Genomic DNA, 26,905 nt, shown 5'->3' with positions numbered 1-26,905 from the left:
GCCCCAGCCTATCCGCGGCTCAGGCCGCCGCGGTCGCCGCGGCCCCGGCCGCGTAGAGCACGTCACGCAGGTCGGCCGTCATGGCGGCTCCGGGCCGCCAGGCGACCCGTAGCCACGCGTCCAGTGGGCGGGTGTCGACCGGCACCGGAACCAGGGTGCCCGCCGCGAACTCGCTGGCCACCGCGAACTTCGGCAGCATCACCGCCGCCAGGCCGTGGACCGCCCAGCTGCGGGCGATCACCAGGCTCGGCAGCCGTTCCAGGCTCAGCTGCGGGAAGACCCGCTCGATTCCCACATGCACCGCGCACACCTTGGGACCGATCGCCACCCGATGCCCAGCCAACTCTGCCAGGCTCAGCCCGGACGTCGCGGCCAGCGGATGGCTGGGTGCCACCGCGAGCACCATCGCCGCGCCGGCCAGCTCCGCGAACTCGAGTTGCTGGTCGTCGACCCCGGCCAGCACCCAGTCGCCGCCCGTTTGCCGGACATCCAGGATCATCCCGGCATCGGCGCACCCGGTGCGCACCTGGTCGAGCACATCGCCCCGGGTGGGCAGGCTGCCGACATCGACCTCGAGATCGGGGCGGCGCCGCCGCAACTCCTCCAGCAGCTGCGGGAACTGGGAGGCCACAACGTGTTCGGTACCGACGATCCGCATCCGTCGGCGCTCTTCGACCACCTCACGGCGGGCCGTTTCCCAGTCGGCGAGCAGACCCGGCGCGCGCGCCGCCAGCCGGCTGCCGGCACCGGTCAACGTCATCCCGGCCGGCCCCCTGATGAACAGCGACACCCCCAGGCCCGCCTCCAACGCTCGGATGTGCGCGGACAGCGACGACGGGGCCAGGCGTACGGCGATGGCCGCGTCGGTCACCGTCCGGTGCTGCACCACTGCCAGGAAAGAGCGCAGATGACGAGGTTCCATGTGCGGTGAAACCGCACGCGGCGTTCGGACATTCCGGTGGAGACCGCACAACCGCTAGCGACATGGTGGTCGGGTGCCAGAAACGACAGCAGTCCCGACCATTGCGACCTCGACCGACCGCCCGGCGATCGCCGGGCGGTCGGCCCGCCGGCTGATGGTCGGCATCTCGCTCGGCTACTTCATGGTGTTGCTGGACAGCACCATTCTCAACGTCGCCCTGCCGGCGATCGCCGTCGATCTCGGCGGCTCCGTCACCGGGCAGCAGTGGACCGTCAGCGGATATCTGGTGACGTTCGGCGCTCTGCTGCTGTCCGCCGGTGCGGTGGCCGACCGGTTCGGCGCCCGGCGGGTCTTCCTGCTCGGCACGGCACTTTTCGGTGTGACCTCGCTGCTGTGCGCGGTGGCGCCGAATCTGTTGCTGCTCATCCTGTTCCGCGCCCTGCAAGGGGCGGCCGCGGCGATGATCCCGTCATCGACGCTGTCGCTGATCGGGGGGCTGTTCCCGGATCCGGGAGCCCGGCATCGCGCGATCGGCAGCTGGGCGCTGATCACCGGGATGGGCTTCGCCGCCGGCCCACTGATCGGTGGCCTGTTGCTGTCGATCGGGCCCTGGCACCTGGTGTTCGCGGTGAACGTGCCGGCCGCGCTGGTCGCCGTGCTCTGGTGCCGCTCGCTGCCGGCCACACCCCGCGGGAGCGGACGGCTGGATCCGGGCACCCAATGCGCGGCGGTGCTCGCCGGCGGATTGGTGATCAACGCGGTGATCCAGCTCGGGTCCGATGCCCGGCACTGGTGGTGGACGCTGCCCGCCCTGGCGGGGTTGGCCCTGGTCGTGCTCACCGAGCGACGGTCGAGCGCGCCAGCGCTGCCCCGGCCGGTGCTGCGGGTACCGGAGGTGCGCCAGGCGGTGCTGTCCGGTTTCGGGATCCAGTTGGTGATGTCCGGCGCGCTGTTCGTCCTCGGGCTGCAGCTGATCGATCACCGCGGGATGACGCCGGCCGTCGCCGGTGTCGCGTTGCTGCCGTACCTGGTCGGACCGCTGTTCGGTCCGCTGGTGAGCCGACTGGTCGCCACCCGCGGCTCCCGACTGCCGCTGCTGGCCGGCCTGGTCGCCACCGCGGGGGGAATGACGATTGCCGGCCTGGCGGTGCTGCTCAACGTACCTCTCTGGCTGCTGTTGGTCGGGCTGCTGATCGCCGGGCCGGGCCTGCCGTTGACCCTGGTGCCACTGACCTCCCAGGTGGTCGGCGGTGCACCGAACGGTGCCGGCGGCGTGGCCGGCGGGCTGTTCAACGCCTCCCGGCAACTCGGCGGTGCGCTGGGCGTGGCAGCGCTGGGATCGTTCGTCCGGGCCTGGGGACCCGCCGACGGGACCGGCTGGGCGCTACTTGCTGCCGCCGCGGTCGCGGCCGTCATCCTCGGTTGCCGGATCGCTCGATGATCGACGACCTCTACCCTGCCAACTATGCCCAGCACCAGTGGCCGTCGCGCCCGGAAGAGACCGACCCGCCGCACTCGTAGGGCCGCTCCGGCGCCGGTCGCTGCCGGCGACGGCCACCGCCTGTGGATGTTGGACATCCCGTACGGGGTAAGGCCTTCCGGCGCTGTTTACGACCGCGCCCGGAAGGCATGGGTGCATGCCGGGCCGACCCTGCCGGACTGGCTGCGGCCATTCGCCTCGACCCCCTACAGCCGGCTGCGCTGGCTGGAGGACGACGCGAACGGTGCTGCCGGCCCCGGTCTGCCGGACATCGCCGCCAAGTCACCCCGAGGGGTGCAGCTGGAGGGCGCCAAGCTGATCACCGACGCCGCCCGGGCGGGTGCGCGTGGATTCCTGCTCACCGACGATGCCGGCAACGGCAAGACGATTACCGCTTGGCTGGCTGCCCGGGAGATCGCCGACGATCGGGCATTCGGCGACGGATCCGTCCTGATCCTGGTCGACCGGCCCAGCGCTATCACCATCCCGCACTGGCGCTCCACCATCGCCGCGGTCGGAGACGGCGGCCACCGGATCCTGATCTCCTCACCCGACCAACTGCCGAACCTGTTGTCCGGCAACGGCCGTCCCGGCTTCGGGCGCTGGTCGGTGATCATCGCCGATGAGGCGCACCTGTACCGGCACGTCGACACCCGCCGGGTGCAGGTCTTCCAGCGGATCGCCCGGTTCACCGCCGAACACGACCAGGCGCCGTTCGTCATCTACGCCAGCGCCACTCCGGGTCAGTTCCCCGCCGAGCTGACCTACCTGGCGCCGCTGCTGGCCCAACTCCACCACGAACCGACGGCTGCCTGGCTGCCGCTCGGCCCACGACTGGCTGCGGCCGGACTGCCGATCGAGCCCAGGTTCGGCAGATGGACCTGGAACGACCGGGCCGAAGCCGACCCGAAGGCTCAGGCCGCTGCCACCGGGCAGCTGCGGCGCTGGTTGACCGATGCCGCGCCACCGCTGACGGCGCACCGGGCCGCGGCCTGGGGGCCGGCCCCGCTCGACGTCGCCGAGGTCGAGCTGACCTACCAGCAGCACATCGCCTACGACACCGAGTGGGCACAGTTCTCGGCCGATCTGCAGGCCGCCGGCAGCCGCCCGGCGGCCCGGGGCCGGGTGGCCGCCGGCCGGGCTGCCGTCCTGCGGTTCCGGCAGAAGGCCTCGCTGCTGCGGATCGATGCCACGGTCGACTGGGCCGCCGCCCAGATCGACACCGGGCACCAGGTCGCGATCTCCTGCGAATTCGTCGGTGCCGCCGCCGAACCGATCGCCGCGTCGCTCGATCGAAAGGGAATCCCGGTCGCCCGAATCTACGGCGGCCGCAGCAACGACCGGCCGGCCGAGACCGAGAGGATGCGCTTCCAGACCGGTCAGGCTGCGGCGGTGGTGTTCACCCCGACCACGTCGTTGTCGTTGCACGCCAACGAACATCTCGCCGACGGAACCTTCGCGACCGCGGCCCCGCGGGTTGGCATCATGCACAACGTCCGCTACTCCGGCATCGCCGGCCGGCAGGTCATCGGCCGCATCCACCGGGACCATCAGGTCGCGCGCTGGCTGCTCGCCTATGCGTCCGGCACCGTTGAGGCCGGCATCGCCCAGGTGATGATGGAGCGGTTCGCCGCCACCGCGGACCTGGCCGGCGCCGACAGCGCGGCGCTGCGTCAGGTGGCCGCCCTGCTCGGCACCGACTGGCTCCCCGACGAGTCGCTACTGACCGCCGAGTGACACCCTTCGCGGGGACGGCCGGCGCTCGGTCGGCGCTACCAATCCGCCCGAACCGGCGGGACGCCGCTGGCGCCATCGCCATGCGGTCGCACCACCAATGTCTGGTTGACCCGCAGCCAGCCGCGGGCGAAGCCGAGGGCTGACGCGGTCATGTAGAGCCGCCACACCCTGGCCCGGCCCGGCGACGTCAGCGCCACGCATTCGTCCCAGTTGGCGTCCAGGTTGGCGACCCAGCCGCGCAGCGTGCGGACGTAGTGCTCACGCAGGTTCTGCACGTCGCGGACCTCGAGGCCGCTGTCCTCCAACCGGGTGACCACGGTCGACAGCGGCAACAGCGCCCCGTCGGGAAACACGTAGGCGTCGATGAACGTCCTGCTGGTCACCAGGTCGCCCGGCGCCCGGTTGATCTGATGGTTGAGCAACCTCCCGCCCGGCCGCAGCAGATCCCGCAGCGCGGCCGTGTACTCGCCGAAGCGCTGCTCGCCGACGTGCTCGGCCATCCCGATCGAGGAGATCGCGTCGAACGGGCCATCGTCCAGCTCGCGCCAGTCCTGCAGTCGGAACTCGACCCGATCGGACAATCCCTGCTCGGCGCCGCGTTGGCTCGCCAGCCGCACCTGCTGCTCCGACAGCGTGATGCCGACCACCTCGACCCCGTACTCCCGGGCGGCGTGCAGCGCGAACGATCCCCAACCGCATCCGACGTCCAGGACGCGCATCCCCGCACGCAGACCCAGTTTGCGGCAGACCAGATCGAGCTTGGCCGCCTGCGCCGCGGCCAGCGAGTCTTCGTCATCAACGAAGTACGCGCAGGAGTACACCATCGACGGTCCGAGAACGAGCTGGTAGAAGTCGTTGCCGACGTCGTAGTGGTGGGTGATCGCGGCCCGGTCCCGGAGGCGGGAGTGCCGGACGCCGGACAGCAGGACCTCTTCGGCGGGCGGTGCCGGGGCCGGTCCCAGCGCGCCCAGCGCCACCGCATCGCGCAGTACCTGTGCGGCTCGGGACGGCGTCAGCCTCGGGTTGCGGCCGATGGCCCTGCCCGTGTCGGCGAGCCGGGCCAGCGCGTCGTACAAGTCCCCCTCGACATCCAGTTCGCCGGCCACGTAGGCCCGGGCCAGACCAAGTTCGCCGCGCTGGTGCAGCAGCCGCCGGACGGCGCTGCGGGAGTGGACGATCAGCAACGGGGCACCGGGCGAGCCCGCCTCCGAGCCGTCCCAGGCGCGCACCCGCACCGGAGGTTCGGTGCCCGTCAGCAACGCCACCAGGCTCAGCAGGCGTTCCGCGCTGCTCCTTCTGCGGACCATCCGCCGCTTGGCCGTTCGCCCCGACGTCATCGACCACCGCCTCCATCCGTGCTTTGCTGCCCGGTCGCACCTGCCATCCTGCACCGCGAGGCGATGCGGCCATACTTTCTTCGGCCGATCATGTCGAGAACCGGTCGACCGCTCCGTCTCTGCTGCGAGTCGCGGCCACCAGGCCGCATCGATACCCGGAGGACCCGATGGCCAAGTACCTGTTGCTCAAGCACTACCGCGGTGGCCCGACCCCGATCAGGGACGTCCCGATGGATCAGTGGACGCCGGACGAGGTGCACAACCACATTCAATACATGGACGACTTCGCGACGCGACTGGAGGCCAGCGGCGAGTACGTCGAGGGTCAGGCACTGTCGCCCGACGGCACCTTCGTCCGGTACGACGGCGAGGGACGCCCGCCGGTCACCGACGGGCCGTTCGCCGAGACGAAGGACCTGATCGCCGGCTGGATGGTGATCGACGTCGACTCCTACGACCGGGCCGTCGAGCTGGCCGGCGAGCTCTCCGCCGCGCCCGGTGTGGGGGGCGAGCCGCTGCACGAGTGGCTCGAGCTGCGCCCCTTCCTGGGCGAGGCGCCTACCGTCACCGAATGACCGATCGGACCCAGACCGGCGCCGAGGTCCTGCGTGCGCTGACTCCCGGGGTGATCGGCGTCCTGCTCCGCCGCGGCGCGGATTTCGCGTCGGCCGAGGATGCCGTGCAGGAGGCCATGGTGGAAGCGTTGACCGGCTGGCCATCCGGGGAACCCCGGGATCCCCGGGGCTGGCTGGTGACGGTGGCCTGGCGCAAGTTCGTCGACGCCGCCCGGTCGGAGTCGGCCCGGCGGGGCCGGGAACTGCGCAGCTACGTGGAACGCGAGCTCGGTCCGGTGGCCGACGAGGACGACACCCTGTCGCTGTACTTCCTGTGTGCACATCCGTCGCTGACCCCGACGTCGGCGGTCGCCCTCACCCTGCGGGCGGTCGGCGGCCTCACCACCCGGCAGATCGCCGCGGCCTACCTGGTGCCGGAAACGACGATGGCGCAACGGATCAGCCGGGCCAAGCGCACCATCGCCGAACATCGGCTGGACCGGCCGGGTGACCTGTCGGTGGTGCTGCGGGTGCTGTATCTGGTCTTCAACGAGGGCTACTCCGGGGACGTCGACCTGGTCGCCGAGGCGATCCGGTTGACCCGTCGGCTGGCCGCCGGCACCGACGAACCCGAGGTGCACGGGCTGCTCGCGCTGATGCTGCTGCACCACGCGCGCCGGACCGCCCGAACCCGGCCGGACGGCAGCCTGGTCACCCTCGCCGACCAGGATCGTCGGCTGTGGAACGTCGCCCTGATCGCCGAGGGCGTCGACATCCTGCAGGCGGCCCTGGCCCGGGACCGGATCGGCGAATACCAGGCCCAGGCGGCGATTGCCGCCCTGCACGCGGACGCGCCGGACACCGCGCAGACGGACTGGCCGCAGATCGTCGACTGGTATGACGAACTGCTGCGGCTCACCGACAGCCCCGTCGTCCGACTCAATCGCGCGGTAGCAGTGGGCGAGGCTGACGGCGCCCAGGCCGGACTCGCGGCCCTGTCGGCCGTCGATCCGGGGACTCCCCGGTTCGCCGCCGCGTCGGCGCACCTACAGGAGAAGGCCGGCGACCTGTCGAGCGCGACCCGGCTGTACGCCGAAGCGGCAGCGGCCGCCACCAACCTGGCCGAGCGTGACCACCTGACCCTGCAGGCCGCCCGGCTGCGCCAGCAACTCATCGGCTGAGCTATCCCGGCACCGGCGGCCGGCCAACCGCGACACTCAGCGCCGCCGGCGGAGTATCGAGTTGGTCCCGCAGGTCGACCCGGCGGGTGCCGCAGCCCGGGCAGCGCACGTAGCAGACCAGGCCCAGCGTGCTGGGGTGGCTGGACTCGACCTGCCAACCGTGTTCGTGGGTCGGCGCCGGATCGGTGGGCCGGCGGTTGCTGCTCACCTCAGTCGTCGTCATGCCCACCACCATGCTGTAATGGCCTTATGCATCTCAACCCTTACGGTGAATACGCGGTGCTGCTGGCCGCTTCGCTGGCCAACGACTGGCCGGACGCCCGGGCCGGGATCATTGCCCGGGTGCGGGACGCCGGGATGACGATGGACTTCCCCACGGCGCCGGACGATTACGCCGGTACCAGGGCCGTCATCGACGAGTGGCTGACGGTCGTCGATGCCGACGAACCCCGCGGCCGGGCAGCAGTTCTGAATCGGCAGATGGCCACCGTCGCCGCCTATCCCCGGCTGACCGATCATCACGACGAGGGCTGGCATCTTCACTATCGCGACGAGAACCAGCTGCTGCCGCAGGTGCTCGCCGCGGTGATCAGCGTCGGAACCGCGTTGCACCTCACCACCCGTGGCATGCACCGGCTGCACCGATGCGCCGCGGGACAGTCCCCGAACGACAGCTGCCGGGCCGTGGTCGTCGACGTCACCCGCAACGGCCGTCAGCAATACTGCTCCGTCCGCTGCGCCAACCGATCCGCCGTCCGGCGCCATCGATCCAGACAGCTGTAAGCGGGATGCACCACCGGTGCACGCGGGCAGGGCTTTCGATGCATTTCGAGCGCTGCCAGGGGCTGACCGCCCGTAGCCGGCCGGCTCCGAGATTGCCTTCAAGTTGACTTGAAGTTCTACCGTGCTTCGATGAGCATGGAGATGACCGCCTGGGACTCATTGCGCCGAAGCATGTCCGACACCGGTGGGCGCCGGTCGTTCGCGCCGGGAACCATCCGGCGGATCTTTGCCTTCGCCCGGCCGCACACCCGTCGATGGGCCGGCTTCGTGGCGCTGAGCGTCGCCGGGGCCGCCCTGGCGGTCGCCACTCCGGTGCTGGCCGGCCGGGTGGTGGACGCGATCGTCGGCGGCGAACCTGCCTCGACGGTGGTCCGATTGGCGCTGTTGATCGCCGCGATCGCAGTAGCCGACGCCGGGCTCGGCATCGCCACCCGCTGGCTGTCGGCCGCGCTGGGTGAGGGATTGATCTTCGATCTGCGGACCGCGGTGTTCACCCACGTGCAGTCCATGCCGATCGCGTTCTTCACCCGGACCCGCACCGGCGCGCTGGTCAGCCGGCTGAACAACGACGTGATCGGCGCGCAGCGCGCCTTCAGTTCCACCCTGTCCGGGGTGGTCGGCAACCTGGTGATGCTGATCCTCACCCTCGGCGTGATGCTGTCGATCTCTTGGCAGATCACCGTGTTGTCGCTGGTTCTGCTGCCGGTCTTCGTGATCCCGGCCGGCCGGATCGGCCGCCGGCTGGCCACCATGAGCCGGGAGGCCGCGGACCACAATGCCACCATGGGAAACCAGATGACGGAACGGTTCTCGGCACCGGGCGCGACCCTGGTCAAGCTGTTCGGCCGACCGGACGCCGAGTCCGCCGAGTTCGCCGTCAGGGCGGGCCGGGTCCGCGATATCGGCGTACGGACCGCGATGCTCCAGACCACGTTCGTGACCGCACTGACCCTGGTGTCGGCCCTCGCGCTGGCGCTGGTCTACGGCCTTGGCGGCGTGCTGTCGCTGGACGGCACCCTGCAGGCCGGGTCGGTGGTGGCGTTGGCGATGCTGCTCACCCGGTTGTACGCCCCGCTCACCTCGCTGGCCGGCGCCCGGGTGGCGGTGATGAGTGCTCTGGTGAGCTTCGAACGGGTCTTCGAGGTCCTGGACCTGCCGCCGCTGATCGTCGAGAAGCCCGGAGCCACCGCGGTTCCGGCCGGCGGCGTCGCCGTCGAGTTCCGGGACGTCAGGTTCGGCTACCCGTCGGCCGACAAGGTGTCGCTCGCCTCGCTCGAGGAAGTGACCCAGCTCGACGACCGCGGCGGCGTCGAGGTGCTGCACGGGATCTCGTTCCGCGCGGAACCGGGCGAACTGGTGGCGCTGGTCGGCTCGTCCGGGGCCGGTAAGTCGACCATCGCCCAGTTGCTTCCCCGGCTGTACGACGTCGACTCCGGCCAGGTGCTGTTGTCCGGAGTAGACGTGAAGGATCTGACGGCCGAGTCGGTCCGCCGCACTGTCGGGATGGTGACCCAGGACGGGCACCTGTTCCACGACACCATTCGGGCGAACCTGCAGCTGGCCCGGCCAGGCGCCACCGATGCGCAGATGGCGGATGCCCTGCGACAGGCCAGGTTGACGGCCTTGCTGGCCGAGCTGCCGGACGGCTTGGACACGGTGGTCGGCGAGCGCGGCTACCGACTGTCCGGCGGCGAGCGGCAGCGGCTGACGATCGCCAGACTGTTGCTCGCCTCGCCGCGAGTGGTGATCCTGGACGAGGCCACGGCGCATCTCGATTCGTCGTCGGAGGCGGCGGTGCAGCAGGCGTTGGCCGGGGCGCTGGCCGGCCGTACCTCGCTGGTGATCGCCCACCGACTGTCGACGGTGCGAACAGCCGACAAGATCCTGGTGATCGAGAACGGCCGGATCGCCGAGCAGGGCACCCACCACGAGCTGCTCGCGGCCGGCGGTCGGTACGCCGAGTTGTTCACCACGCAGTTCGCCGGCCAGGACGCCGCGTAGGGCAGGCGCGGTCGAGGCCGGCCTGTTCGTCGCCGGCCCGGGCCGGGATGCCTTCCAGGCCACGAACAATCGAGCCCCGCGTCAGTCCGTTCGGCCGGACAGGACCCGCTCCAGGAAGGCGAGTTCGGCGTCAATGGCCCGGTCGTGTTCGTCCAGGAACGGTGCGTAGTGACCGCCGACCAGCTCGACGAGCTCGCCGGCCGGTGCCCGACGGGCGGCACGGACCGCGGGGGCCGGCGGTGCGGAGGTGTCGCTGTCGCACACCACGACCAGCAGCGGACAGCGGACGTCCGCCGCCGCCCGCCCAGGTCGGTACCACGCCGTCGGAATGACGGACCGCGCGGCGATGGCCTGTTGCCAACCCGGGTAGCTGTTGCCAGGATTCAGGGCCCGGTTGCCGTCCTGGGCATCCGGGGTGCTGAGCATGGCGACGGTGCCCCGCGGCCCGGCCAGCGGCACCAGCAGCGGATCGCGCCCGGCCAGCCCCCGCACCAGGTCCCCCATCGCCAGCAGCGGGAAGCGCAGCATCACCCCGATCGTCTCGTACCGCAACGCGTTTCGCATCGCCACCGCACCGTCGGCGAGCGGGGTCTGGGCGATCGCCGCCGCCACCGGATGACGGGCCGCCACCCGGAACACGTGTCCACCGGACAGCGAAAAACCCCAGACAACGATGCGCCCGGCATCCACCTCCGGCAAGGTCGCGGCAAAGGCGAGCGCGGCATCCCAGTCGGCCAGCTGATCGCGGGCCCGCACCACCTGGCGCGGCCGGCCGCCACTCTCGCCGAGGTAGCGGTAGTCGAAGGCCAGCACGCTGTAGCCGGCGGCATGGAACCTGGCCGCGAACGGGTCGGTCCCTGGCTCCTTGGTGACCGCGCTGCCGGCGGCCATGATCACGCAGGCACCGTTGCTGCCGGGGTAGTGCCAGGCGACGCACTCGACACCGCCGCTGACGAAGGACACCCTGGACCGTTGCGCCGTCTTCATGATTGAAGTGAACCACGTGGTTCACATGGAGTCCAGAGAATTGTGTCCAGAGAATTCGCCGCGGATCAGTCGGCGTCCTCCTCGCGTTGCACCGCGCGGACCAGCGCCGCCAGGCCGTCCTGGATCCGGGCGTTGTCGCCGGCGGTGCGCCACTCCATCAGGAACCCGCGCATGGTGGCCAGGATCATCTCGGCCACCTCGCGTTTGCGACCGTCGGTCCAGCGGCCCGGACACATCGCCAACAGCGGCCCGCGGTACTGGTCGGAGGCGTCCTTCGCCAGGTGCGCGTAGCGCTGCGGATCGTGCATCGCCAGACCGATCGCCTGGTCGATCACCCGCAGGCCGGACGCGTCGTCCTTCAGCACCGGCCACATCGAGCGGACCTTGGCCGCCAGGGTGTCGCCGGGAACGGCAACCGCGAGAACGTTGGCCAACCGCCGGGCCCGCAACAGTCGCATCGCCTGGCCGAGCAGATCTTCCGGGCCGGCGAAGTGGTACAGCAGCACCTTGTGGGTGGTGCCGGCCGCCCTGGCGGCCCGCCGCAGGGAGAAATCGGCCAGCCCGTTGCGCGCGAGATCCTCGGTCACCGATTCCAGCAGCTGCTCACGGCGGGCCTCGCCTCGGGCCGAACCGGTGGATCTGCGATACGGCGGGGTTGCGGTCACGCTCACAGATGGTGCCACCCTGGCCCCCTTCCCAGCACCAACTGCCGTCGGCCCGGGTTCGGGATGAGCAACTGAGCGCGGGCACCGGCCGACGGCGGGACCCGCGGGACCCGCGGGACAACCACGCTACGGGCAGGGGAATCAGCTGCGGTGCACCAGGTATCGCAGGTGCATCACCTGCTGCTCGGGCGGGTCCGTGGGCGGACCCGTCAGCTGTCGGACCAGATCGAGTTCGATCTGCGCTGCGGGCAACCCGTCGAACAATCGGCGCCCCTTGCCCAGCAGCACCGGAACCACGTGCAGTTCCAGCTGGTCGAGCTGTCCGATCCGTAGCAGCGCCTGTCCGGCGGCGGCGCCGTGCACCATCACGTCCAGGTCGCCGGCGACGACCCTGGCCTGATCGGCGGCGGCCTGCGGATCGGTGGCGAACCGGACACTGCCCGGCTGTGGACCCTCCGGCACGTCGTGGGTCAGCACGACGATCGGCACCCCGTTGTGATGATCGCCCTGCCAATGGTCGGCCAGCTCGTAGGTCCGCCGACCGGAGAGCAGCGCACCGGTGGCCATCGCCTCGGCGTACATCTGCCCGTTCGGGCCAGGGTCGTTGCGACGGTCGAGCCAGTTGAACAGCCGGAAGCCTCCGTCGCCCAGCGGCGCCTGTCGGTTGTCGTCGGGTCCGGCGATGAAGCCGTCAAGGGACATCGTCATGTCGAGCCTGATCGATCCCATTCGTCAGCCCTGCTTTCGAATCCGGTAACGCAGGTGCAGGACACCTGGGGCGGGGTCGGCGCGGAGCAGTTCCAGTTCCTGTTGGTCTGCCGGCGGGCCGCCGAACAGGCGACGCCCGGCGCCGAGCAGCACCGGGATCAGGTGCACCTGGATCTCGTCGAGTACCCCAGCTGCCATGGCCAGCTGAGCGGTGCGGGCTCCGTGTACCAGCACGTCCCGTCCACCGGCGGCGTTCTTCGCCGTTTGCATTGCCTGCCCCACGTCGGACAGATAGCTGACGCCCGGCCATTGCAGGGCGGGATCGGGTGCGCGGCGGCTCAGCACGAACACCGGCACCCCGTCGTGGTGATCGCCGCCCCAGCCGCCCGCCGCCTCGAAGGTCCTGCGTCCGACCACCACGGCGCCGGCCGACATCACCTGATCCATCACCTCCCGGTTCGGACCCGAAAGCCGTTCGACAGCACGGGGATCGCCATCCTGGTCGATCAAGAACCATTCGTGCAGCCGATGGCCGTCGTCACCGAGTCCGTTGTCCGGCGAGTCATTCGGGCCGGTGATGAAGCCGTCGAGCGACATCGACATGTACAACACCGTTTTCGACATTTCCTGCCTCCTCGGACCTGTTGACTGCGGCCGGGCAGCCTTCTCATCGGCCTGAGTCGCTCGGGTTACCAGGGCCGCCCGAGCGCGGATCAGTCGAGGCACCCACCGTGGACCAGCAGGCAGCGGAACGCCAAGAAGAACAAAGACCTCATCAACTACAAATTCGATAGTAGACTGTGGTCGTACTCGTACCGAAGGCCGGCCAGTCCGCCTACCGGTCCCGCTACCGACCGATGGGGGTAGCAGTGCCTCGCTCCGTCCGACTACTCGCGACACTCACTCTGGTGCTCATCGCCGTTCTCGCCGGCTGTACCGTCGCCCGGCCGACGACACCCGATCACCATCCGTCAACACCACCGTCCGCTGTCGCTACCAGGGCGGAGCACCCATCAACACCGGGCTCGTTGCCGCCGGGCTCGATGCCCGCAAGTGAAATGCCAGACGGTGCGATGCCGTCGGGTGCGATGCCGTCGGGTACGACTCCGACGAGTCCATCAGATGCGGACGGATCCGACCCGATCGCCGGCCACCACCACCCCTTGGCCGGGATGCCCGCGGTGCCCGACCCGAAGGACATCTATGCGGACGCCGGCGCGAACATGTTGTCTCCCAACGTCAAGCGGGATCCCACCTACGCCTACGTGCCGCACAACAAGTCCGGCGACGTGTGGGTGATCGACCAGCGCAGCCACCGGGTGGTCCGCAAGTGTCCTGTCGGCAGCGAGCTTCAGCACGTGGTGCCCTCGTACAACCTGCGCATGCTGTACGCGACCAGCGACCGGGGCAACAAGATCCTGGAGATCAACCCGGCCACCGGCACCTGCGGGCGGACGATTCCGGTCATCGATCCCTACAACATGTACTTCACCCCGGACGGGAAGTACGCCATCTCCGTCGCCGAGGAGAACAAGCAACTGGTCTGGTACGACCCGAAGACCTGGCGCCGGCACGACACCACCCGGGTCCCCGGCTGCGCCGGGGTCGATCACGCCGATTTCAGCGTCGACGGCCGCACCGCCGTCTTCACCTGCGAGTTCGCCGGTCGGGTGGCCGTGGTCGATGTGCTGAGCCACAAGGTGTTACGGCTGGTCGACATGCCGGTGCGACACACCATGATGGGTCCGCAGGACATCAAGTTGGCACCCGACGGTCATGCCTATTACATCGCCGACTCGGACGCCAACGGGCTCTGGGTGCTTAACGGTGCGGCCACCAAGGTGCTGAAGTTCATCCCCACCGGACACGGCGCACACGGCCTGTACCTGAGTCGCGATTCCCGACGACTGTTCGTCACCAACCGTCTGGAGGGCAGCATCAGCGTGCTCAACTCGATCACCGGTGCGGTCGAGACAAAGTGGCGCATTCCCGGCGGCGGCAGCCCCGACATGGGCAATGTGAGCGCGGACGGCAGCCAGCTATGGGTGTCCGGTCGCTACGACAACGTCGTGTACGTCCTGTCCACCAGAGACGGCAGACTACTGGCGAAGATCCCCGTCGGAAACGGTCCGCACGGCATGGCCCTGATGCCGATCCCTGGCCGATACAGCCTGGGGCACACCGGAATCACCCGTTGAACACCGACCTGCGGTGGGACCAAGGACTGCTCAGGAACCCAGCAGGGTGCCTGCGGTGACGGCCCGCAGTCCGCGAGCAGCAAGGTCGTCCAGGATGCCCGGAAGCGCCTCGACGGTGCTGCGATAGCCCAGATGCATGCTGACGATCGAGCCGGCTTTCGCCGGCCGAACATTCGCCCGCACTGCGGGCCCGCCGGGTTCGGTGAAGTCCAGCGAGTCGACGTCGTACGACAGCACGGTCCGATAGCCGGCCCGGCCGGCGACCCGCAGGGTCTGGTCCGTGGCGTACTGGGTCTTCGACGGGCGGAAGTAGTCGCCGGGAGTCCCGGCGTGCCGCAGCAACGCGTCCCGGCACTTGACGACCTCTTGCAGCATCTGGTCCTCCGGCAGCGCCTGGAAGTTCGTGTGCGACCAGGTGTGATTGCCCAACTCATGACCGCCGGCCAGGATCTCTCTGGCGACCCCCGGGTACTGGTTGAGCCATGTCCCGACCACCATCACGGTGATGCGCGCCTTCTTCGCGGCGACGATCTTGAGGACCTGCCGGGCGATCGCGATGTCGCCCTGGCCATGGAACGTGAGTGCAACCGCTGAGCTTCCGGTCGGTCCGGTGGCGACCTGGGTGGCCGAACCGAGCGGCCTGACCGCCGTGGTGGTCGCGGCAGACGAGCGTGCTCCCGCAGACGCCCGAGAAGGATCCGAGGCCGACCGGGACCCCGACGAAGACGCAGTACTGGAGGACGAATCGGCTCCCGAAGGGCTCGGGGTGGCCACACTCGCCGGTCTGGTTCCGGCCGCGCCCGACGACGTCGGCGTCGAGCTCTTCGCCGTCATCCCCACTGGTCCGGCTGACGGCGGCACCGGCGGCGGCGATCCCGACCGGAGTCCGGTGGTGCAACCGACGACGCCGGACGCGGCGGCGGCGAGACCGGACACGATCAGCGCCCGCCGCGAAAAGCTCTGCATGGCTCCACGCTACCTGAACTACTACTTGACAAGTAGTAGATAGGTCAGCCCGTGACGCCGGACGGGGACATCCGCACCCGCTGCTCGTCCTCCCTGGCCGCCGTCAGTCGGGCCAGCCGGATCACCCCGACGACCATCAACGCCAGGCCGCACAGACTCACCGCGGTCGCCCAGCTGTGCCGGTTGAGCTTGTCGCCGACCAGCGCCATCGCCAGGGCCATCGAGACGATCGGCTCGGAAACCGTCATCGCCGGGAACGACGCCTGCAGGTTCCCCGCGATGAACGATCGCTGCTGGCAGAGCACAGCGGCGCCGGCCACCAGCAGGAACAGGTACAGCGGCGGACGTTGCAGGGCCAGCAGCGGCTGATCCAGTTGGTGGCCGACCGTATTGACCAGCACCGCGGCGATGCCGAACAGCGCGCCGGAAACGACGCCGTAGAGCAACGCCTTCGGCGCCCGGGCCGACCGTTCCGCGTAGACCACCATGGCCAGCAACGCGGCGAGCACCACGCAGACGACCAGCACCAGCACCCACAACTGGCGGCCCATTCTGGCCGGCTCGGTATCGGTGAAACTGACGAATACGCCGACGCCCAGCGCCAACAATATTCCCCAGAGCCATTGCCGCGCAGTAGGAATCTGATGGTTGATCCACTGGTCGAACGGCAGTGCGAACAGCACCGACAACACGATCAGCGGTTGCACCACCAGCAGCGAACCGGTGCTCAGTGCCGCCACCTGCAACGCAAATCCGGCGAACGCAACCAGCGCTCCCAACCACCACAATCCGCCCGCGGTGTGCCCATCGGTCGAGGCCCGATGCCGCAGCACGGTGCCGAGCGCAATCAGGGTCGCGGCGCCGATGGCCAGCAGTGCCGGCAGCCAGGTGTGCACGAGGTCAGGCTAGGCGACGGTGGCGCCGTCGGCAGACTGGCGATCCCGCGGACCGATCAGCGGTGGATCACGTGGTGGACGTACGGCGTCGCGGTTTCGATCGCTTCGTGGATGTGATCCAGACTGGCCATGCCGACGATCAACACCCCGAACGCGACAGCGCCGGCAGCCAACAGCCGGACGGTACGGCGACGCGGAGCCGGATTCAGCAGGGCCTGCACCCGCGGCATCACCTGCTGGGTGGCGACACCGAGTGCCGGAATGCCGGCGGACCGCGATGAACCGTTCGGCATCGAACTGGACGGTAGCGTCGGTCGCGCGGCGGCCAGCGACGAGCGCAGCAGTGCCACCCTGGCCAGCGCCCGGCCGGTCCGCCGCCGATCACCGATCCCGACAGCAGCATCCTCGTCGGCCCACCGCTCGACCCCGAACCGAACCGCGCCGGAAACGGTCGTCAGCAACGGATTTGCCGCCGATGCGATGTCCGCCAGGTGCACGAACAGGTGGTGTCGACGGGTCAGGTGGGACAGCTCGTGGGCGGTCAGTACGCGTCGCTCGTCGGCGCGCAACCCGGCGAACAGCCGTCGGCTGATCACCACGCAGCCGCGCAGCCCCGCGACGGTGAACGCATCGGCAGAGTCATCGTCCACCATCACGATCGGACCGCCGCCGGCCCTCATGATGCGGCACAACCGATCTGCTCGTACCAGAGCGACGACGATCCGCGCTGTCCGGACGGCGGCCCTGGCCAGCAACGCCAGCACGACAGCCGCTGCCAGCGCACCGAGCCACCACGGGATGGGCACCTCGGTCCGAAGCTCGGCCGCGGACCAACGCCCGTCAGCCGCCACCGACGACAGCCCGGCGATCACCGCGATCGCGATGGCCGTGAGCGCAACGCCGGCGGCCAGTGAGACAGCCAGCGCGGCAACGGTCACCAGTGGAACGGCCTGGGCCGGAGGCACTTTCCGCATCAGTGGGTTGGCCGACCGGCCGACGACGAAGCAGGCCAACAGGGCCAGCAGCAGGGCGATCAGCGGGAAGCTCATGGCTCAGGCCGTCGCCGTTCCCGAGGTTCCGTCCGCGCCACCACTGTCGACCTCCGAGCGCTCCAACAGCTCCGAGAGCAGCCGCTCCTCATCCGGATCCAGCTCGGCGACGAATCTGGCCAGCACGCCTGCCCGGTCGGAACCGTCGGACAGCAACCGTCGCATCCGCCGCGCCGTCACCGCGTCGTCCACGTCCTCCGGCGGTGCGGCCAGCGCGTAGCGGAAGGCCCGACCCTCGCGAATCTGGGTGAGTGCGCCCTTGGCGGCCAGCCGGGACAAGGTCGTCATCACCGTTGTGTAGGCAGGACTGCCAGGTAGCCGGGCCTGCACGTCCGCCACTGCCACCGGCTCGTCGGCCGCCGTGACCGCCGCCAACACCGCGGTTTCCAGCGGTCCGGGTGCGCGCCGCTCGCTCATCGAACTCCTTGCTACTATCGCGAATGTAGTACTAATACCATCGTAGTACTAGGGGTGACGTAGTACTACGTGTCGAGTCGTTATCCAGTGTGACACGTCCGCAGCGGGAGACTCATGATCACCCAGACACCGCAGTCCGCTCCCGCACTTCGAGTGGTGATCCTCACCGCCAGCATCGGTGCGGGCCATCTCGGCCCGGCCAATGAGTTGGCCCGCCGGCTGACCGATGCCGGCCACGCCGCAGAGATCCTTGACCTTGTCGAGGTTGCCCCGCTGCGGATCGGGCGGGCCTTCCGATCGCTGTTCCACGCCCAGCTGAACTGGGTTCCGGGCAGTTGGGGTGCGCTGTTCACGAACCTGCAGCAGGCCGACGCCCTGCCTTGGATCGCCCGCCAACTTGTGGCCACCGTGTGGCGCCGGGTGAACCGGATCCTGTCCGGCGACGCGGTGATTCGGCCGGCCGACGTGGTGGTCGGCACCTTCCCGCTCGCCGGCCATGTGCTGGCCGCCGGTCGTCGCGAAGGGCCGACTGTGCCCGCGGTCGTCTACGTGACAGATCCGGCCGTTCATCGGCTGTGGATCGCCGAGGGCACCGACCTGTACTTGACCACCTGGGACGGTGGCGCCGATCAGGTGGGCTGCCACACCTCCGCGCGCGCAACAGACGTGGCACCCGCGATCCGACCCGAGTTCCGGGTGTCGGCCGGACCGGGCGATCGACCGCGGAGCCGGTTGGCCCTCGGCCTTCCGGCCGGACCGTTGGCGCTGTTGTGCTCGGGTTCCTGGGGTGTCGGCGACGTCGAGCGGGCAGCCATCGATCTACTGGCCACCTGCGGAATGACGCCGGTAGTGGTCTGCGGTCGGAACGATCGGCTACTCAAGCGGCTGGCCGGTACTCCCGGCATCGTCACCCTCGGTTGGGTGGAAGACATGGCCGCCTTGATGCGGTGCTGTGATGTCGCGGTGCTGAATTCGGGCGGCCTGACGCTGGCCGAATGCGTCGCCTCGGGTCTGCCGGTCGTGCACTATCTGCCCCTTCCGGGTCAGGGCGCGGCCAACGCCTCGTTCTGTGAGCGCACCGGGCAGGCCGGCTGGCCGCGCACTGCCGGCGAACTGGCTGCGGCGATCACGTTGGCCCGTACCGACTCCCACTCCCGCCTACCGGTCGCCGATCCGATCGACGAGATCCTGGCGATGGCCCGTCATTCGCCGCCGCGGCCTTGGCCTTCCCAGCGTTGGCCATCCCGGCGTCGGCCTTCCCAGTGTTCACCTTCCCAGCGGGACGGCGTCGCATGATCCGGGCAATGACGACGGTCGCCACGGGAGCCGCGATCGCCCACTTCGGACCGGCGGTGACCGGGATACCCGGGATCTCCGCCCGGCTCCCGCCGGCCGGCCAGAGGTCGGGATCCGGGATCGGGCTGACTTTCGATGACGGACCGCACCCGCAGGGAACCGCAGCAGTTCTGGACGTTCTTGCCGAATACCGGGTGACCGCAACGTTCTTCCTGATCGCCGAGCAACTACGTCGCTTCCCCGACATCGGCCGACGGATCGTCGACGACGGACACGAGGTAGCAGTGCACGGCTGGAACCACGCTGTCCTCTGCCGGCAGGGTCCGGTTTCCACCCGTCGCCGGCTGAGCCAGGCGGTCGAGTTGATCAGCGACATCTGCCAGGTGACGCCGCGCTGGTTCCGTCCTCCCTACGGCGTGGCAACAGGGTCGGCTTTGCTGGCCGCGAGATCGCTTGACCTGCAGCCGATCTGGTGGAACAGGTGGGCTCGCGACTGGTCGACGGCGGCCACCCCGGAGAGCATCATCCACCGGTCGACCAACGGCCTGCGCGACGGCGAAGTGGTCCTGCTGCACGATTCCGACAGCTACGGCACACCCGGGTCCTGGCGTACCACGGCGGCCGCGCTACCCGGAATCCTGGACATCTGCGGCCGCTCCGGGTTGACTGTCGGATCACTGCGGATGCTCAATCCCGGCTGATCCCTCCGAGCGGCCAGGACCGGCGGACTCAGGCCCAACCCTGGGCTTTCGCCTGCCACCCCAGTTGCATCCGGGTCTGCACCCCGGCCACCTCCATCAGCCGGTGCACCCGGCGCTGCACCGAACGCAGCGAGGTGCCCACCGACTTGGACACGGCCACGTCGGTGAATCCGGCCAGCAGCAGTCGGACGATCTTGGCGTCGAGCTCGTCGATCGTCCCGCCCGCCGATTCGCCGACGGCGCCGGCCTTGACCGTCACCGGAATCGACCGGTCCCAGATCGTTTCGAACAGCGCCAGCAGCGCGTCCAGCAGGCCGCTCTCCCGTACCACCAGGGCGCCGATGCCGGTCGGGCCGGCCGCTGACGCCATCGGCAGGAACGCCGCCGCCCGATCGATGATCACCAGCTTCTGCGGCAGGTTCTCGGTGATCCGCACCTGCTCGCCGTCCTCGATGGCCCGCTCGGTCGCCGCCAGATAGGCCGGATCGTCGAGCGTCCGCCGTTCGGTCACCACCCGGTAGGCCACGCCCCGGGCGACCGCCTGGTCCTCGGCCGTGTTCTCGTCGGCGGGCACCGCGATGGTCGGGGGCTTGACGAACGCCATCACCTCGCGTCTGGCGCCCAGCTGCAGCATTTCGAAGCGTCGGCCGACCGCCTCGGCGCCGTACACCACGTCGACCACATCGGCGGCGCCGCGACCCGCCGCCGACATCCGATAGGTGTCCTCGAGCGCGCCGAGTTCCAGCTCGGCCAGCCTCATCTCGTTCTGCCGCTTGACCAACAGCGCACCCATCGCGATGGCCGGCGGGGCGGCCACGAACCGGCCCCGGTCGCCGCTGCTCCTGGCCGCAAGCCCGGCCTTCTCCAGCACGGTCAGCACGCCCGCGGTCTCGACCGCCGTGCGCTGCAGCCGGGCCGCCAGTTCCTCGGCCGACGCGGACGGCACGGCCACCAGCTCGCGGTAGGCCGCAGCCTGGTCCGACGTCAGTCCCAACACGTCGTGCAGCATGGCATTCCTCCGTCAGCAGGGTGGACCGAGTCTATGGCGAGGATGTGCCAGGTCGTAAACCCGCCAACGGAGGATTCTTGTTGCTGGCTGGTTTGCGCTGCCATCATCTGCTGGTCAACCACCCCAGCAGGAGGTACTTCACGATGACCTCGAGATCGCTCCGCGGACTGACGATCGGGACGGTGGTGGCGCTGGCCGCGACCATCGCCCCGACGATGGCCAACGCCGTTCCGGCGCTCACGGATCGGACCGGCGCAGCCCGGGCCACCTCGGCCGGCAGCCCGGCCGGCGCCGCGAAAGCCGCACCCGACACCCCGACGACCGTCACGCCGGCCGCGGCCACCGCCGCCGACACCGGGACCACGCACTCGGTCACCCTGATCACCGGCGACGTCGTCTCGGTCAGCACGACGCCGGACGGCCGAACCGCCGCGACCGTGCAATCGGCCGGGTCCGGCGGCGTGCAGACCCAGAACATCGGTAAGAGCCTGTACGTCATCCCCGATTCCGCGCGGCCGCTGCTGGCCGCGAACAAGCTGGATCGCGAGCTGTTCAACGTCACCAAATTGGTGAGCAACGGGTACACCGACGACCAGACCGGCGCACTTCCGGTGATCGCGAGTTACCGCGGCTCAGCGGCGGCGCGCAGCGTGAAGCGGGTGCCGGCCGGCGCCACCAAGAAGCGAGACCTCCCCAGCATCAACGCCTCCGCGCTGCAGGCGAAGAACGCCGACATGGCGGCATTCTGGTCGTCTGTCGCTCCCAGCCCCGACCCGAAGGCGGCGCCGACCGCTCTCGCCGACAACATCGGCAAGATCTGGCTCGACGGCAAGGCGAAGTCGACCCTGGACGTCAGCGTTCCGCAGGTGGGAGGGCCGCAGGCCTGGGCGGCGGGCTACACCGGCACCGGAACGACGGTCGCCGTGCTCGACACCGGGATCGACACCTCGCATCCCGACCTGGCGGGCCAGATTGCCGACACCCAGTCGTTCGTCCCCGGCGAGTCGATGACCGACGTCGTCGGCCACGGCACCCACGTCGCCTCCACCATCGCCGGCACCGGCGCCGCCTCCGACGGGCTGTACAAGGGAGTCGCCCCCGGCGCGAAGCTGTTGGTCGGCAAGGTGCTCGGCGATGACGGCTACGGCCAGGACTCCTGGATCATCGCCGGCATGGAGTGGGCCGCGTCCAAGGCCAAGGTGGTCTCGATGAGCCTCGGCGATCCGACGATGACCACCAAGGACGACCCGATGGCCCAGGCGGTCGACCGGATCAGCGAACAGACCGGCGCGCTGTTCGTGATCGCGGCCGGAAACGCCTACGGCGAGGGCACCGTCAGCAGCCCGGGGACCGCCGACGAGGCGCTGACCATCGGCGCCGTCGACGACAACGACGTCCGGGCCGACTTCTCCAGCATGGGACCGCGCGGCGGCGACAGCGGGATGAAGCCCGACCTGTCGGCGCCCGGCGTCGACATCACCGCAGCGCGGTCGAAGGACTCCTACGGCGAGGGCATGTACACCACCATGAGCGGCACCTCGATGGCCACCCCGCACGTCGCCGGCGCCGCCGCGATTGTGCTGCAGGCCCACCCGGACTGGACCGCCTCGCAGGTCAAGGACGCGCTGATGTCCGGCAGCACCGAACTAGCCGGCACCACTCCCTACCAGGTGGGCAGCGGCCGGCTGTGGATCCCTGATGCCATCGACAACCTGCGGGCCACCGGCTCGGACTTCTTCGGGTACTACACCTGGCCGCACGACGGCGACGATCCGGTGACGAAGACCGTCACCTACACCAACACCGGCGACGCCCCGGTCACGCTGTCGCTGTCAGCGGACGCCGCCGGCCCGGACGGCGCGGCCCTCACCGGTCTGTTCACGCTGTCGGCCGACACGGTCACGGTCCCGGCCAACGGCACCGCAGAAGTCAGCGTCACGGCCGATGCCGACGACGCCAGCGGAACCGGTCAGTTCACCGGCGAGATCAACGCGACCGACGCCACCGGCAAGGTCGCGGCGCACACCGCGGTCGCGCTGGCCAAGGAGGACGAGCGGTACGACCTCGACCTGTCCGCAGTCGGACGGAACGGCAAGCCCGCCGGCGGTTTCGTCGAGCTCTATCGGTTCGGCGACTGGAGCGCCACCCTGGTTCCGGTCGACCCGGCCACCGGCAAGGCTCAGGTTCAACGGGTCCAGCCGGGCATCTACAACGTCACCAGCTGGTTGCCCGTCGCCGGCACCGACGGACCTGATTCCGCCGGAATCGCCCTGCTCGGCAACCCGCACCTGGTGATCGGCGCCGACACCGATCTGGTGCTCGATGCCCGCAAGGCCACGAAGATCTCGGTGGCGACCCCGAAGGCCGGAACGGTGGCAACGGGTCGGCGGCTGCAGTTCTTCCACGACTCCGGGCTGGACTCCGAGTACCGGACGTACGCCTCGACCTACCAGCCCGGGCCGGAGGTCGATGATCTGTTCGCCGCCCCGACCGGGGCGGTGGCCGGCGGCCAGTACGACTTCGCCGTCCGCTACCGCCTCACCGCTCCGCCGCTGCAGGTCTCGGCGACCGGCGGCGTCGGGAAGTTGGATCCGTTGTACTACACCGGTTCCCGCCACCTGGACGGCAAGTTGAACCTGCCGGTGGCGGTGGCCGGCAGCGGGACTCCCGACGACTATGTCGGCGTCTGGGCCAAGGGCGCCGCGGCGGTGATCACCCGCAGCGACGCGGTCAGTACCAGCGATGCCGTCGCCGCGGCGGAGCACGCCGGGGCCGCCCTACTGGTCGTGGTCAATGATCGGCCCGGCAAGTTCGTGGACTACACCTTCACCGACCTGCCGGTGGTCTCGCTGACCGCTGCCCAGGGAGCCAGGCTGGTCAAGGCGGCGCAGCGGAAGCGGATCACCTTGCGGGGCACCGCCATCGAGTTCAGTCCGTACCTGTACGACCTGAGCAAGAGCTACCCGAACGGGATCCCGGCGAACCTGTCCTGGAAGCCGGCGGCCCGCGAGCTGGCCACCGTCTCCGAACGATTCATCGGCAAGACCGACGGCCTGGCCTTCGAGAACCGCTACGACTGCCGCAGCTACCAGTGGCCGCCGTGCCTGGGCTTCTTCACCCCACAGGGACTGGGTCGCAACCGTGTCGACTACGTGTCCACCGAACCCGGGAACGCCTGGTACCAGGACGTTGTGGACCTGAACGGCTGGGAGCAGCGCTTCGATCAGGTCGACTACCGGCCGCGTGAGCGCACCTCGCTCGACTGGTTCGCACCGATCACCCGGCCGGTGCTCGGGCCGGGTTACTGGGGACCGTTCCGGGGCGGCGACGTCATGCAGGTCAACGTCCCGACGGCCGGCGGCCCGGGAGTGACGGGTGCCGGCGGAGACACGGTGGTCTCCCGGCTGTTCCAGAACGGGGAGCTGATCAAGGAATCCCCGTTCCAGGCCATCCAGGACGAAGTACCGCACGTCGACGGGCCCGCCACCTACCGGTTCGAGCAGGACACCACCCGTCCGGCCGAGCTGTCTGCGTGGTCGTCAAGCACCCACAGCGAGTGGACGTTCGATTCGCAGACCCCGAGCGACCCGACCGTCAAGGTTCTGTTGCCCCTGCTGCAGCTGAATTATGACGTCGCTGTGGACCTGGGCGGCTACGCCAAGGCCGGCAGCCGGGCCACCATCGGGCTCTCGACCTGGCAACAGCCGGACGCGGTCGGGATCGGTAGCAAGGTCCGGTCCGCGACGCTGGAGCTGTCCTACGACGGCGGCGCCAGCTGGCAGCGGGCATCGCTGCACCGCTCCGGCAACCACTGGTCGGCGACGGTCAGGTACCCGAAGTCCGGGGCCACCTCCGTGTCGATCCGGGCGTCCGCCGCCGACAACGCCGGCAACACCGTGCACCAGGAAATCATCAAGGCCTTCGGCCTGCGCTGATCCCCCGGCGCTGATTCTCGGCGCCGGAGATCCGGACCTGACGGGCGGCGTCACCCCACGCGGGTGGCGCCGCCCGTTCGTCGGTCCCGGGGTATCCGTCGCCGGCCCGGCGGACTCTGTTCTGCGGGGATCCGGACCGAAGGAGCACCGTGACATACCTGCAGACCGTCGACGAGAACGCCGCCGACACCGACGTCGCCCGGATGTACGACGCCGACCGGCAGCATTTCGGTTACGTCGCGAACTTCACCCGGACCTTCTCGCCGCGGCCGGCCGTGTATGCCGGCTGGCAACAGCTGAACGGCGCGATCAAGGCGACGATGGATCCGCGGCGCTACGAGCTGGCCACCGTGGCCGCCGCCCGGCGGTTGCGATCGAGCTACTGCGCGCTAGCGCACGGCGCCATCCTGGCCGAGCAGCACGTCGGCGAACCGGCGGTGCGCGACCTGATGGCCGACCCGGTCGCGGCCGGGCTGACCCCGCTCGATCGGGCCGTCGTGGCCCTGGCCGAGAAGGTGACCGATGACGCAACCGGTATCACCGAAACGGATTTCGACGATCTGCGCGGGCTCGGGCTCGCCGATCCGGAGATCCTCGACGTGGTGCTGGCGGCCGCCGCACGGTGCTTCTTCAGCACCGTGCTCGATGCCACCGGAACGCTGGCCGACGCCGCGTTCGCCGGCCGGCTCAGCGAATCGACAACCGCAGCGCTGACGGTCGGCCGGCCGATCGACTCACCCTGACCGCGCCCGGAACACGGTTCGGACCAGGTGCCGGCACATCGCGACGAACACCACCAGACAGACCGCGAACGCCAGCCACAGTTCGACCCGGCCGATCCACCTGACCAGCGGCAGCGAATCGGCCCTGCCGAGGTAGATGCCGGCCACCGCGTACATGCCCAGCGGGAACACCATGCTCCACAGCGTCGCCTCGTACCGCAGCGGCACCCGGTGGGTGCGGTGTCGCCACCAGCCGACCATGAACAGCACCGGGATCAGCCAGCTGGCGAACGCCCAGAACATCACCGACGCACCGGCCACCAGGCCGCGGGTCACGTCGACCATCGGCGCGGCCGCCATCTCGACGATCCGGGCGCCGGCCAAGACGGTGATCGCGCAGGCGCCCATCGCCACCCAGTAGGGCGGGTTCAGGTCCACCGGCCGCAGCTCGTACAGCAGCATCCTGGCCGCGACGAACACCCCGGCCGCCGCGTACAGGAACACTCCGACCGACCAGCAGATCACCGCGAGCACCGCCAGCCCGTCGCGGGCCGGCCCGGCCACCGGTTCCAGGGTCGCCGCGACCACCGCCACCGACTGGCTGGCCACCACCCAGATGAACCAGGTGCCGTTGGCGTTGGCCAATACAGGTCGGGCGGACTTACCGAGTACGGCCGTCCACGGGACCACGTAGCCCAGGACCAGCCAGGCCAGACTGGTCAGCACCAGCAGCACCGCCGTCACCGTGTGGTAGCCGGCCATGAACATCCGCACCCCCAGCACGTTGGTGCCGGCGACGTAGGTGAAGAAGCCGAAGGCCCGAGCCGGATCCAGGAAGTCCTCGGCCATCGCGTGCCGATACCGGACGAGCCGCAACAGGCTCAGTGAGCCCAGCACCACGAACCCGGCGGCACAGCCGACGAACAGCACCATCGACAGGACGGTGAAGCCCTCCAGCTCCATCCCGACCGACAGGATGCCGACGGCCATCACCAACGCGAAGTAGCCCGGCGTCAGCCCTTGGACAGCGGTATCGAACCGGGTGCGCAGATCGTCCGTCACCCCTGGGAGATTAGGCCCGTCGGGCGCCGCCCGCGGCCCGGCACCGCATGCCCGCCGGTGCCGGGGCCGACCGTCACGGCCGCAGCACGTACGCCGACGTACCGGCCGCCGTCGCGGACGGCGGCCAGGGCCAGTCCAACCAACGTCGCGGCATCCAGCACCCCGTCGAAGTCGTGCCCGATCGGCGGGGCGGCGATCGGCGTTGCGCCGGCTCCGCTGACGAACTCCGCGTCCGACGCCCTGGCAAGCCCGGTGACCCGGAGTCCGCGCCGAACCGCCAGGGTCGCAAACTGCTGCAC

General features: G+C 69.9%; 26 protein-coding genes. 12 read left to right on the top strand and 14 right to left on the bottom strand.

Translation table 11 applies throughout. The features are described from left to right. Positions 1–19: 19 nt before the first annotated feature. Positions 20–922, bottom strand: coding sequence for a LysR family transcriptional regulator (locus K340_RS0123255; protein ID WP_029138452.1), 903 nt, complete (start codon positions 920–922; stop codon positions 20–22). Between the two features lie 73 nt (positions 923–995). Here K340_RS0123255 and K340_RS0123250 point away from each other — a divergent pair, with 73 nt between their 5' ends. Together K340_RS0123250 and K340_RS0123245 are read left to right on the top strand one after the other, a co-directional pair. Beyond that, complete coding sequence (locus K340_RS0123250; protein WP_037366194.1) at positions 996–2,363, top strand: MFS transporter; 1,368 nt, start codon at positions 996–998, stop codon at positions 2,361–2,363. A 24-nt stretch (positions 2,364–2,387) separates the two neighbouring features. Further along, complete coding sequence (locus K340_RS0123245; protein ID WP_037366192.1) at positions 2,388–4,139, top strand: DEAD/DEAH box helicase; 1,752 nt, start codon at positions 2,388–2,390, stop codon at positions 4,137–4,139. 35 nt (positions 4,140–4,174) lie between these two features. Here K340_RS0123245 and K340_RS0123240 read toward each other — a convergent pair whose 3' ends face one another. Continuing rightward, positions 4,175–5,476: an SAM-dependent methyltransferase gene (locus K340_RS0123240; protein WP_211229596.1), complete on the bottom strand. Its 1,302-nt coding sequence runs from the start codon at positions 5,474–5,476 to the stop codon at positions 4,175–4,177. Positions 5,477–5,643: 167 nt separating this feature from the next. Between K340_RS0123240 and K340_RS0123235 the strand changes: the two genes are divergently transcribed. After that, positions 5,644–6,051, top strand: coding sequence for a YciI family protein (locus tag K340_RS0123235; protein ID WP_029138448.1), 408 nt, complete (start codon positions 5,644–5,646; stop codon positions 6,049–6,051). Beyond that, positions 6,048–7,211: an RNA polymerase sigma factor gene (locus K340_RS0123230; protein ID WP_029138447.1), complete on the top strand. Its 1,164-nt coding sequence runs from the start codon at positions 6,048–6,050 to the stop codon at positions 7,209–7,211. The genes K340_RS0123235 and K340_RS0123230 overlap by 4 nt, the downstream gene beginning before the upstream one ends. Before the next feature lies 1 nt (position 7,212). On the opposite strand, the gene K340_RS0123225 is transcribed toward K340_RS0123230, so the two are convergent. Further along, the gene (locus tag K340_RS0123225) at positions 7,213–7,434 is read right to left on the bottom strand and encodes a hypothetical protein (RefSeq protein WP_037366533.1); all 222 of its coding nucleotides are present in this window, start codon (positions 7,432–7,434) and stop codon (positions 7,213–7,215) included. A 26-nt stretch (positions 7,435–7,460) separates the two neighbouring features. Here K340_RS0123225 and K340_RS0123220 point away from each other — a divergent pair, with 26 nt between their 5' ends. Continuing rightward, positions 7,461–7,994, top strand: coding sequence for a CGNR zinc finger domain-containing protein (locus K340_RS0123220; RefSeq protein WP_029138445.1), 534 nt, complete (start codon positions 7,461–7,463; stop codon positions 7,992–7,994). A gap of 129 nt (positions 7,995–8,123) precedes the next feature. Then, complete coding sequence (locus K340_RS0123215) at positions 8,124–9,995, top strand: ABC transporter ATP-binding protein (protein WP_029138444.1); 1,872 nt, start codon at positions 8,124–8,126, stop codon at positions 9,993–9,995. 81 nt (positions 9,996–10,076) lie between these two features. Here K340_RS0123215 and K340_RS0123210 read toward each other — a convergent pair whose 3' ends face one another. The 4 genes from K340_RS0123210 to K340_RS0123195 form a co-directional block, all read right to left on the bottom strand. Further along, entirely contained in the window at positions 10,077–10,982 is a 906-nt protein-coding gene (locus K340_RS0123210) for an alpha/beta hydrolase (protein ID WP_029138443.1), read from the bottom strand. A gap of 65 nt (positions 10,983–11,047) precedes the next feature. Continuing rightward, a complete protein-coding gene (locus K340_RS0123205; RefSeq protein ID WP_211229595.1) occupies positions 11,048–11,647 on the bottom strand; it encodes a hypothetical protein in 600 nt (199 codons plus the stop codon). A gap of 141 nt (positions 11,648–11,788) precedes the next feature. Then, positions 11,789–12,376, bottom strand: a complete 588-nt coding sequence (locus K340_RS0123200; protein ID WP_029138441.1) for a dihydrofolate reductase family protein — start codon at positions 12,374–12,376, stop codon at positions 11,789–11,791. A 3-nt stretch (positions 12,377–12,379) separates the two neighbouring features. Beyond that, positions 12,380–12,979: a dihydrofolate reductase family protein gene (locus tag K340_RS0123195; protein WP_029138440.1), complete on the bottom strand. Its 600-nt coding sequence runs from the start codon at positions 12,977–12,979 to the stop codon at positions 12,380–12,382. A 548-nt stretch (positions 12,980–13,527) separates the two neighbouring features. Between K340_RS0123195 and K340_RS0123190 the strand changes: the two genes are divergently transcribed. Next, on the top strand, positions 13,528–14,553 hold the full coding sequence (locus K340_RS0123190) for a YncE family protein (RefSeq protein ID WP_407662252.1): 1,026 nt from the start codon (positions 13,528–13,530) through the stop codon (positions 14,551–14,553). Between the two features lie 30 nt (positions 14,554–14,583). Here K340_RS0123190 and K340_RS37165 read toward each other — a convergent pair whose 3' ends face one another. Continuing rightward, on the bottom strand, positions 14,584–15,105 hold the full coding sequence (locus tag K340_RS37165; RefSeq protein WP_245599703.1) for a polysaccharide deacetylase family protein: 522 nt from the start codon (positions 15,103–15,105) through the stop codon (positions 14,584–14,586). On the opposite strand from K340_RS37165, the gene K340_RS37160 reads away from it, so the two are divergent. Then, on the top strand, positions 15,059–15,562 hold the full coding sequence (locus tag K340_RS37160; protein WP_051267323.1) for a hypothetical protein: 504 nt from the start codon (positions 15,059–15,061) through the stop codon (positions 15,560–15,562). The genes K340_RS37165 and K340_RS37160 overlap by 47 nt on opposite strands. Position 15,563: 1 nt before the next feature. Here the strand turns inward: K340_RS37160 and K340_RS0123180 are convergent, their stop codons facing one another. The 3 genes from K340_RS0123180 to K340_RS0123170 are packed head-to-tail and all read right to left on the bottom strand — an operon-like array spanning position 15,564 to position 17,881. Continuing rightward, the gene (locus K340_RS0123180; protein WP_029138437.1) at positions 15,564–16,415 is read right to left on the bottom strand and encodes a DMT family transporter; all 852 of its coding nucleotides are present in this window, start codon (positions 16,413–16,415) and stop codon (positions 15,564–15,566) included. Between the two features lie 56 nt (positions 16,416–16,471). Beyond that, positions 16,472–17,464 carry a M56 family metallopeptidase gene (locus K340_RS32735; RefSeq protein WP_051267321.1) on the bottom strand — a complete coding sequence of 331 codons (993 nt, stop codon included), beginning with the start codon at positions 17,462–17,464 and terminating at the stop codon, positions 16,472–16,474. A gap of 3 nt (positions 17,465–17,467) precedes the next feature. Continuing rightward, positions 17,468–17,881 carry a BlaI/MecI/CopY family transcriptional regulator gene (locus tag K340_RS0123170; RefSeq protein WP_029138436.1) on the bottom strand — a complete coding sequence of 138 codons (414 nt, stop codon included), beginning with the start codon at positions 17,879–17,881 and terminating at the stop codon, positions 17,468–17,470. Between the two features lie 114 nt (positions 17,882–17,995). Here K340_RS0123170 and K340_RS32730 point away from each other — a divergent pair, with 114 nt between their 5' ends. Further along, complete coding sequence (locus K340_RS32730) at positions 17,996–19,177, top strand: glycosyltransferase (protein ID WP_051267319.1); 1,182 nt, start codon at positions 17,996–17,998, stop codon at positions 19,175–19,177. A gap of 8 nt (positions 19,178–19,185) precedes the next feature. Next, a complete protein-coding gene (locus K340_RS0123160; RefSeq protein WP_051267317.1) occupies positions 19,186–19,878 on the top strand; it encodes a polysaccharide deacetylase family protein in 693 nt (230 codons plus the stop codon). A gap of 28 nt (positions 19,879–19,906) precedes the next feature. Here K340_RS0123160 and K340_RS0123155 read toward each other — a convergent pair whose 3' ends face one another. After that, positions 19,907–20,887 (bottom strand): TrmB family transcriptional regulator, encoded by a 981-nt coding sequence (locus K340_RS0123155; protein ID WP_051267315.1) that lies wholly within the window; start codon positions 20,885–20,887, stop codon positions 19,907–19,909. Between the two features lie 143 nt (positions 20,888–21,030). Here K340_RS0123155 and K340_RS0123145 point away from each other — a divergent pair, with 143 nt between their 5' ends. Together K340_RS0123145 and K340_RS0123140 are read left to right on the top strand one after the other, a co-directional pair. Further along, positions 21,031–24,822, top strand: coding sequence for a S8 family serine peptidase (locus K340_RS0123145; RefSeq protein ID WP_084614804.1), 3,792 nt, complete (start codon positions 21,031–21,033; stop codon positions 24,820–24,822). A 149-nt stretch (positions 24,823–24,971) separates the two neighbouring features. Next, entirely contained in the window at positions 24,972–25,565 is a 594-nt protein-coding gene (locus K340_RS0123140) for a carboxymuconolactone decarboxylase family protein (protein WP_029138432.1), read from the top strand. On the opposite strand, the gene K340_RS0123135 is transcribed toward K340_RS0123140, so the two are convergent. Together K340_RS0123135 and K340_RS0123130 are read right to left on the bottom strand one after the other, a co-directional pair. Continuing rightward, positions 25,557–26,606 carry a tellurite resistance/C4-dicarboxylate transporter family protein gene (locus tag K340_RS0123135; RefSeq protein ID WP_211229593.1) on the bottom strand — a complete coding sequence of 350 codons (1,050 nt, stop codon included), beginning with the start codon at positions 26,604–26,606 and terminating at the stop codon, positions 25,557–25,559. The two genes, K340_RS0123140 and K340_RS0123135, sit on opposite strands and share 9 nt — an antisense overlap. Further along, positions 26,603–26,905 carry an MDR/zinc-dependent alcohol dehydrogenase-like family protein gene (locus K340_RS0123130; protein WP_029138430.1) on the bottom strand — a complete coding sequence of 101 codons (303 nt, stop codon included), beginning with the start codon at positions 26,903–26,905 and terminating at the stop codon, positions 26,603–26,605. The genes K340_RS0123135 and K340_RS0123130 overlap by 4 nt, the downstream gene beginning before the upstream one ends.

The organism is Nakamurella lactea DSM 19367 (genome assembly GCF_000426645.1).
In the GTDB taxonomy this organism is placed as follows: domain Bacteria; phylum Actinomycetota; class Actinomycetes; order Mycobacteriales; family Nakamurellaceae; genus Nakamurella; species Nakamurella lactea.
This window is presented reverse-complemented; position numbering and strand designations above follow the sequence as displayed.

Excerpts from the sequence above, each read along its gene's own strand:
- K340_RS0123220 (WP_029138445.1), top strand. The coding sequence starts at position 7,461 with ATGCATCTCAACCCTTACGGTGAATACGCGGTGCTGCTGGCCGCTTCG.
- K340_RS0123215 (WP_029138444.1), top strand. The coding sequence starts at position 8,124 with ATGAGCATGGAGATGACCGCCTGGGACTCATTGCGCCGAAGCATGTCC.
- K340_RS0123240 (WP_211229596.1), bottom strand. The coding sequence starts at position 5,476 with ATGACGTCGGGGCGAACGGCCAAGCGGCGGATGGTCCGCAGAAGGAGC.
- K340_RS0123230 (WP_029138447.1), top strand. The coding sequence starts at position 6,048 with ATGACCGATCGGACCCAGACCGGCGCCGAGGTCCTGCGTGCGCTGACT.
- K340_RS0123190 (WP_407662252.1), top strand. The coding sequence starts at position 13,528 with ATGCCCGCGGTGCCCGACCCGAAGGACATCTATGCGGACGCCGGCGCG.
- K340_RS0123225 (WP_037366533.1), bottom strand. The coding sequence starts at position 7,434 with ATGACGACGACTGAGGTGAGCAGCAACCGCCGGCCCACCGATCCGGCG.
- K340_RS0123255 (WP_029138452.1), bottom strand. The coding sequence starts at position 922 with ATGGAACCTCGTCATCTGCGCTCTTTCCTGGCAGTGGTGCAGCACCGG.
- K340_RS0123155 (WP_051267315.1), bottom strand. The coding sequence starts at position 20,887 with ATGCTGCACGACGTGTTGGGACTGACGTCGGACCAGGCTGCGGCCTAC.
- K340_RS0123195 (WP_029138440.1), bottom strand. The coding sequence starts at position 12,979 with ATGTCGAAAACGGTGTTGTACATGTCGATGTCGCTCGACGGCTTCATC.
- K340_RS0123145 (WP_084614804.1), top strand. The coding sequence starts at position 21,031 with ATGACCTCGAGATCGCTCCGCGGACTGACGATCGGGACGGTGGTGGCG.
- K340_RS32735 (WP_051267321.1), bottom strand. The coding sequence starts at position 17,464 with ATGAGCTTCCCGCTGATCGCCCTGCTGCTGGCCCTGTTGGCCTGCTTC.
- K340_RS0123200 (WP_029138441.1), bottom strand. The coding sequence starts at position 12,376 with ATGGGATCGATCAGGCTCGACATGACGATGTCCCTTGACGGCTTCATC.
- K340_RS0123245 (WP_037366192.1), top strand. The coding sequence starts at position 2,388 with ATGCCCAGCACCAGTGGCCGTCGCGCCCGGAAGAGACCGACCCGCCGC.
- K340_RS0123210 (WP_029138443.1), bottom strand. The coding sequence starts at position 10,982 with ATGAAGACGGCGCAACGGTCCAGGGTGTCCTTCGTCAGCGGCGGTGTC.
- K340_RS0123170 (WP_029138436.1), bottom strand. The coding sequence starts at position 17,881 with ATGAGCGAGCGGCGCGCACCCGGACCGCTGGAAACCGCGGTGTTGGCG.
- K340_RS37160 (WP_051267323.1), top strand. The coding sequence starts at position 15,059 with ATGCGCGCCTTCTTCGCGGCGACGATCTTGAGGACCTGCCGGGCGATC.
- K340_RS0123235 (WP_029138448.1), top strand. The coding sequence starts at position 5,644 with ATGGCCAAGTACCTGTTGCTCAAGCACTACCGCGGTGGCCCGACCCCG.
- K340_RS32730 (WP_051267319.1), top strand. The coding sequence starts at position 17,996 with ATGATCACCCAGACACCGCAGTCCGCTCCCGCACTTCGAGTGGTGATC.
- K340_RS0123160 (WP_051267317.1), top strand. The coding sequence starts at position 19,186 with ATGACGACGGTCGCCACGGGAGCCGCGATCGCCCACTTCGGACCGGCG.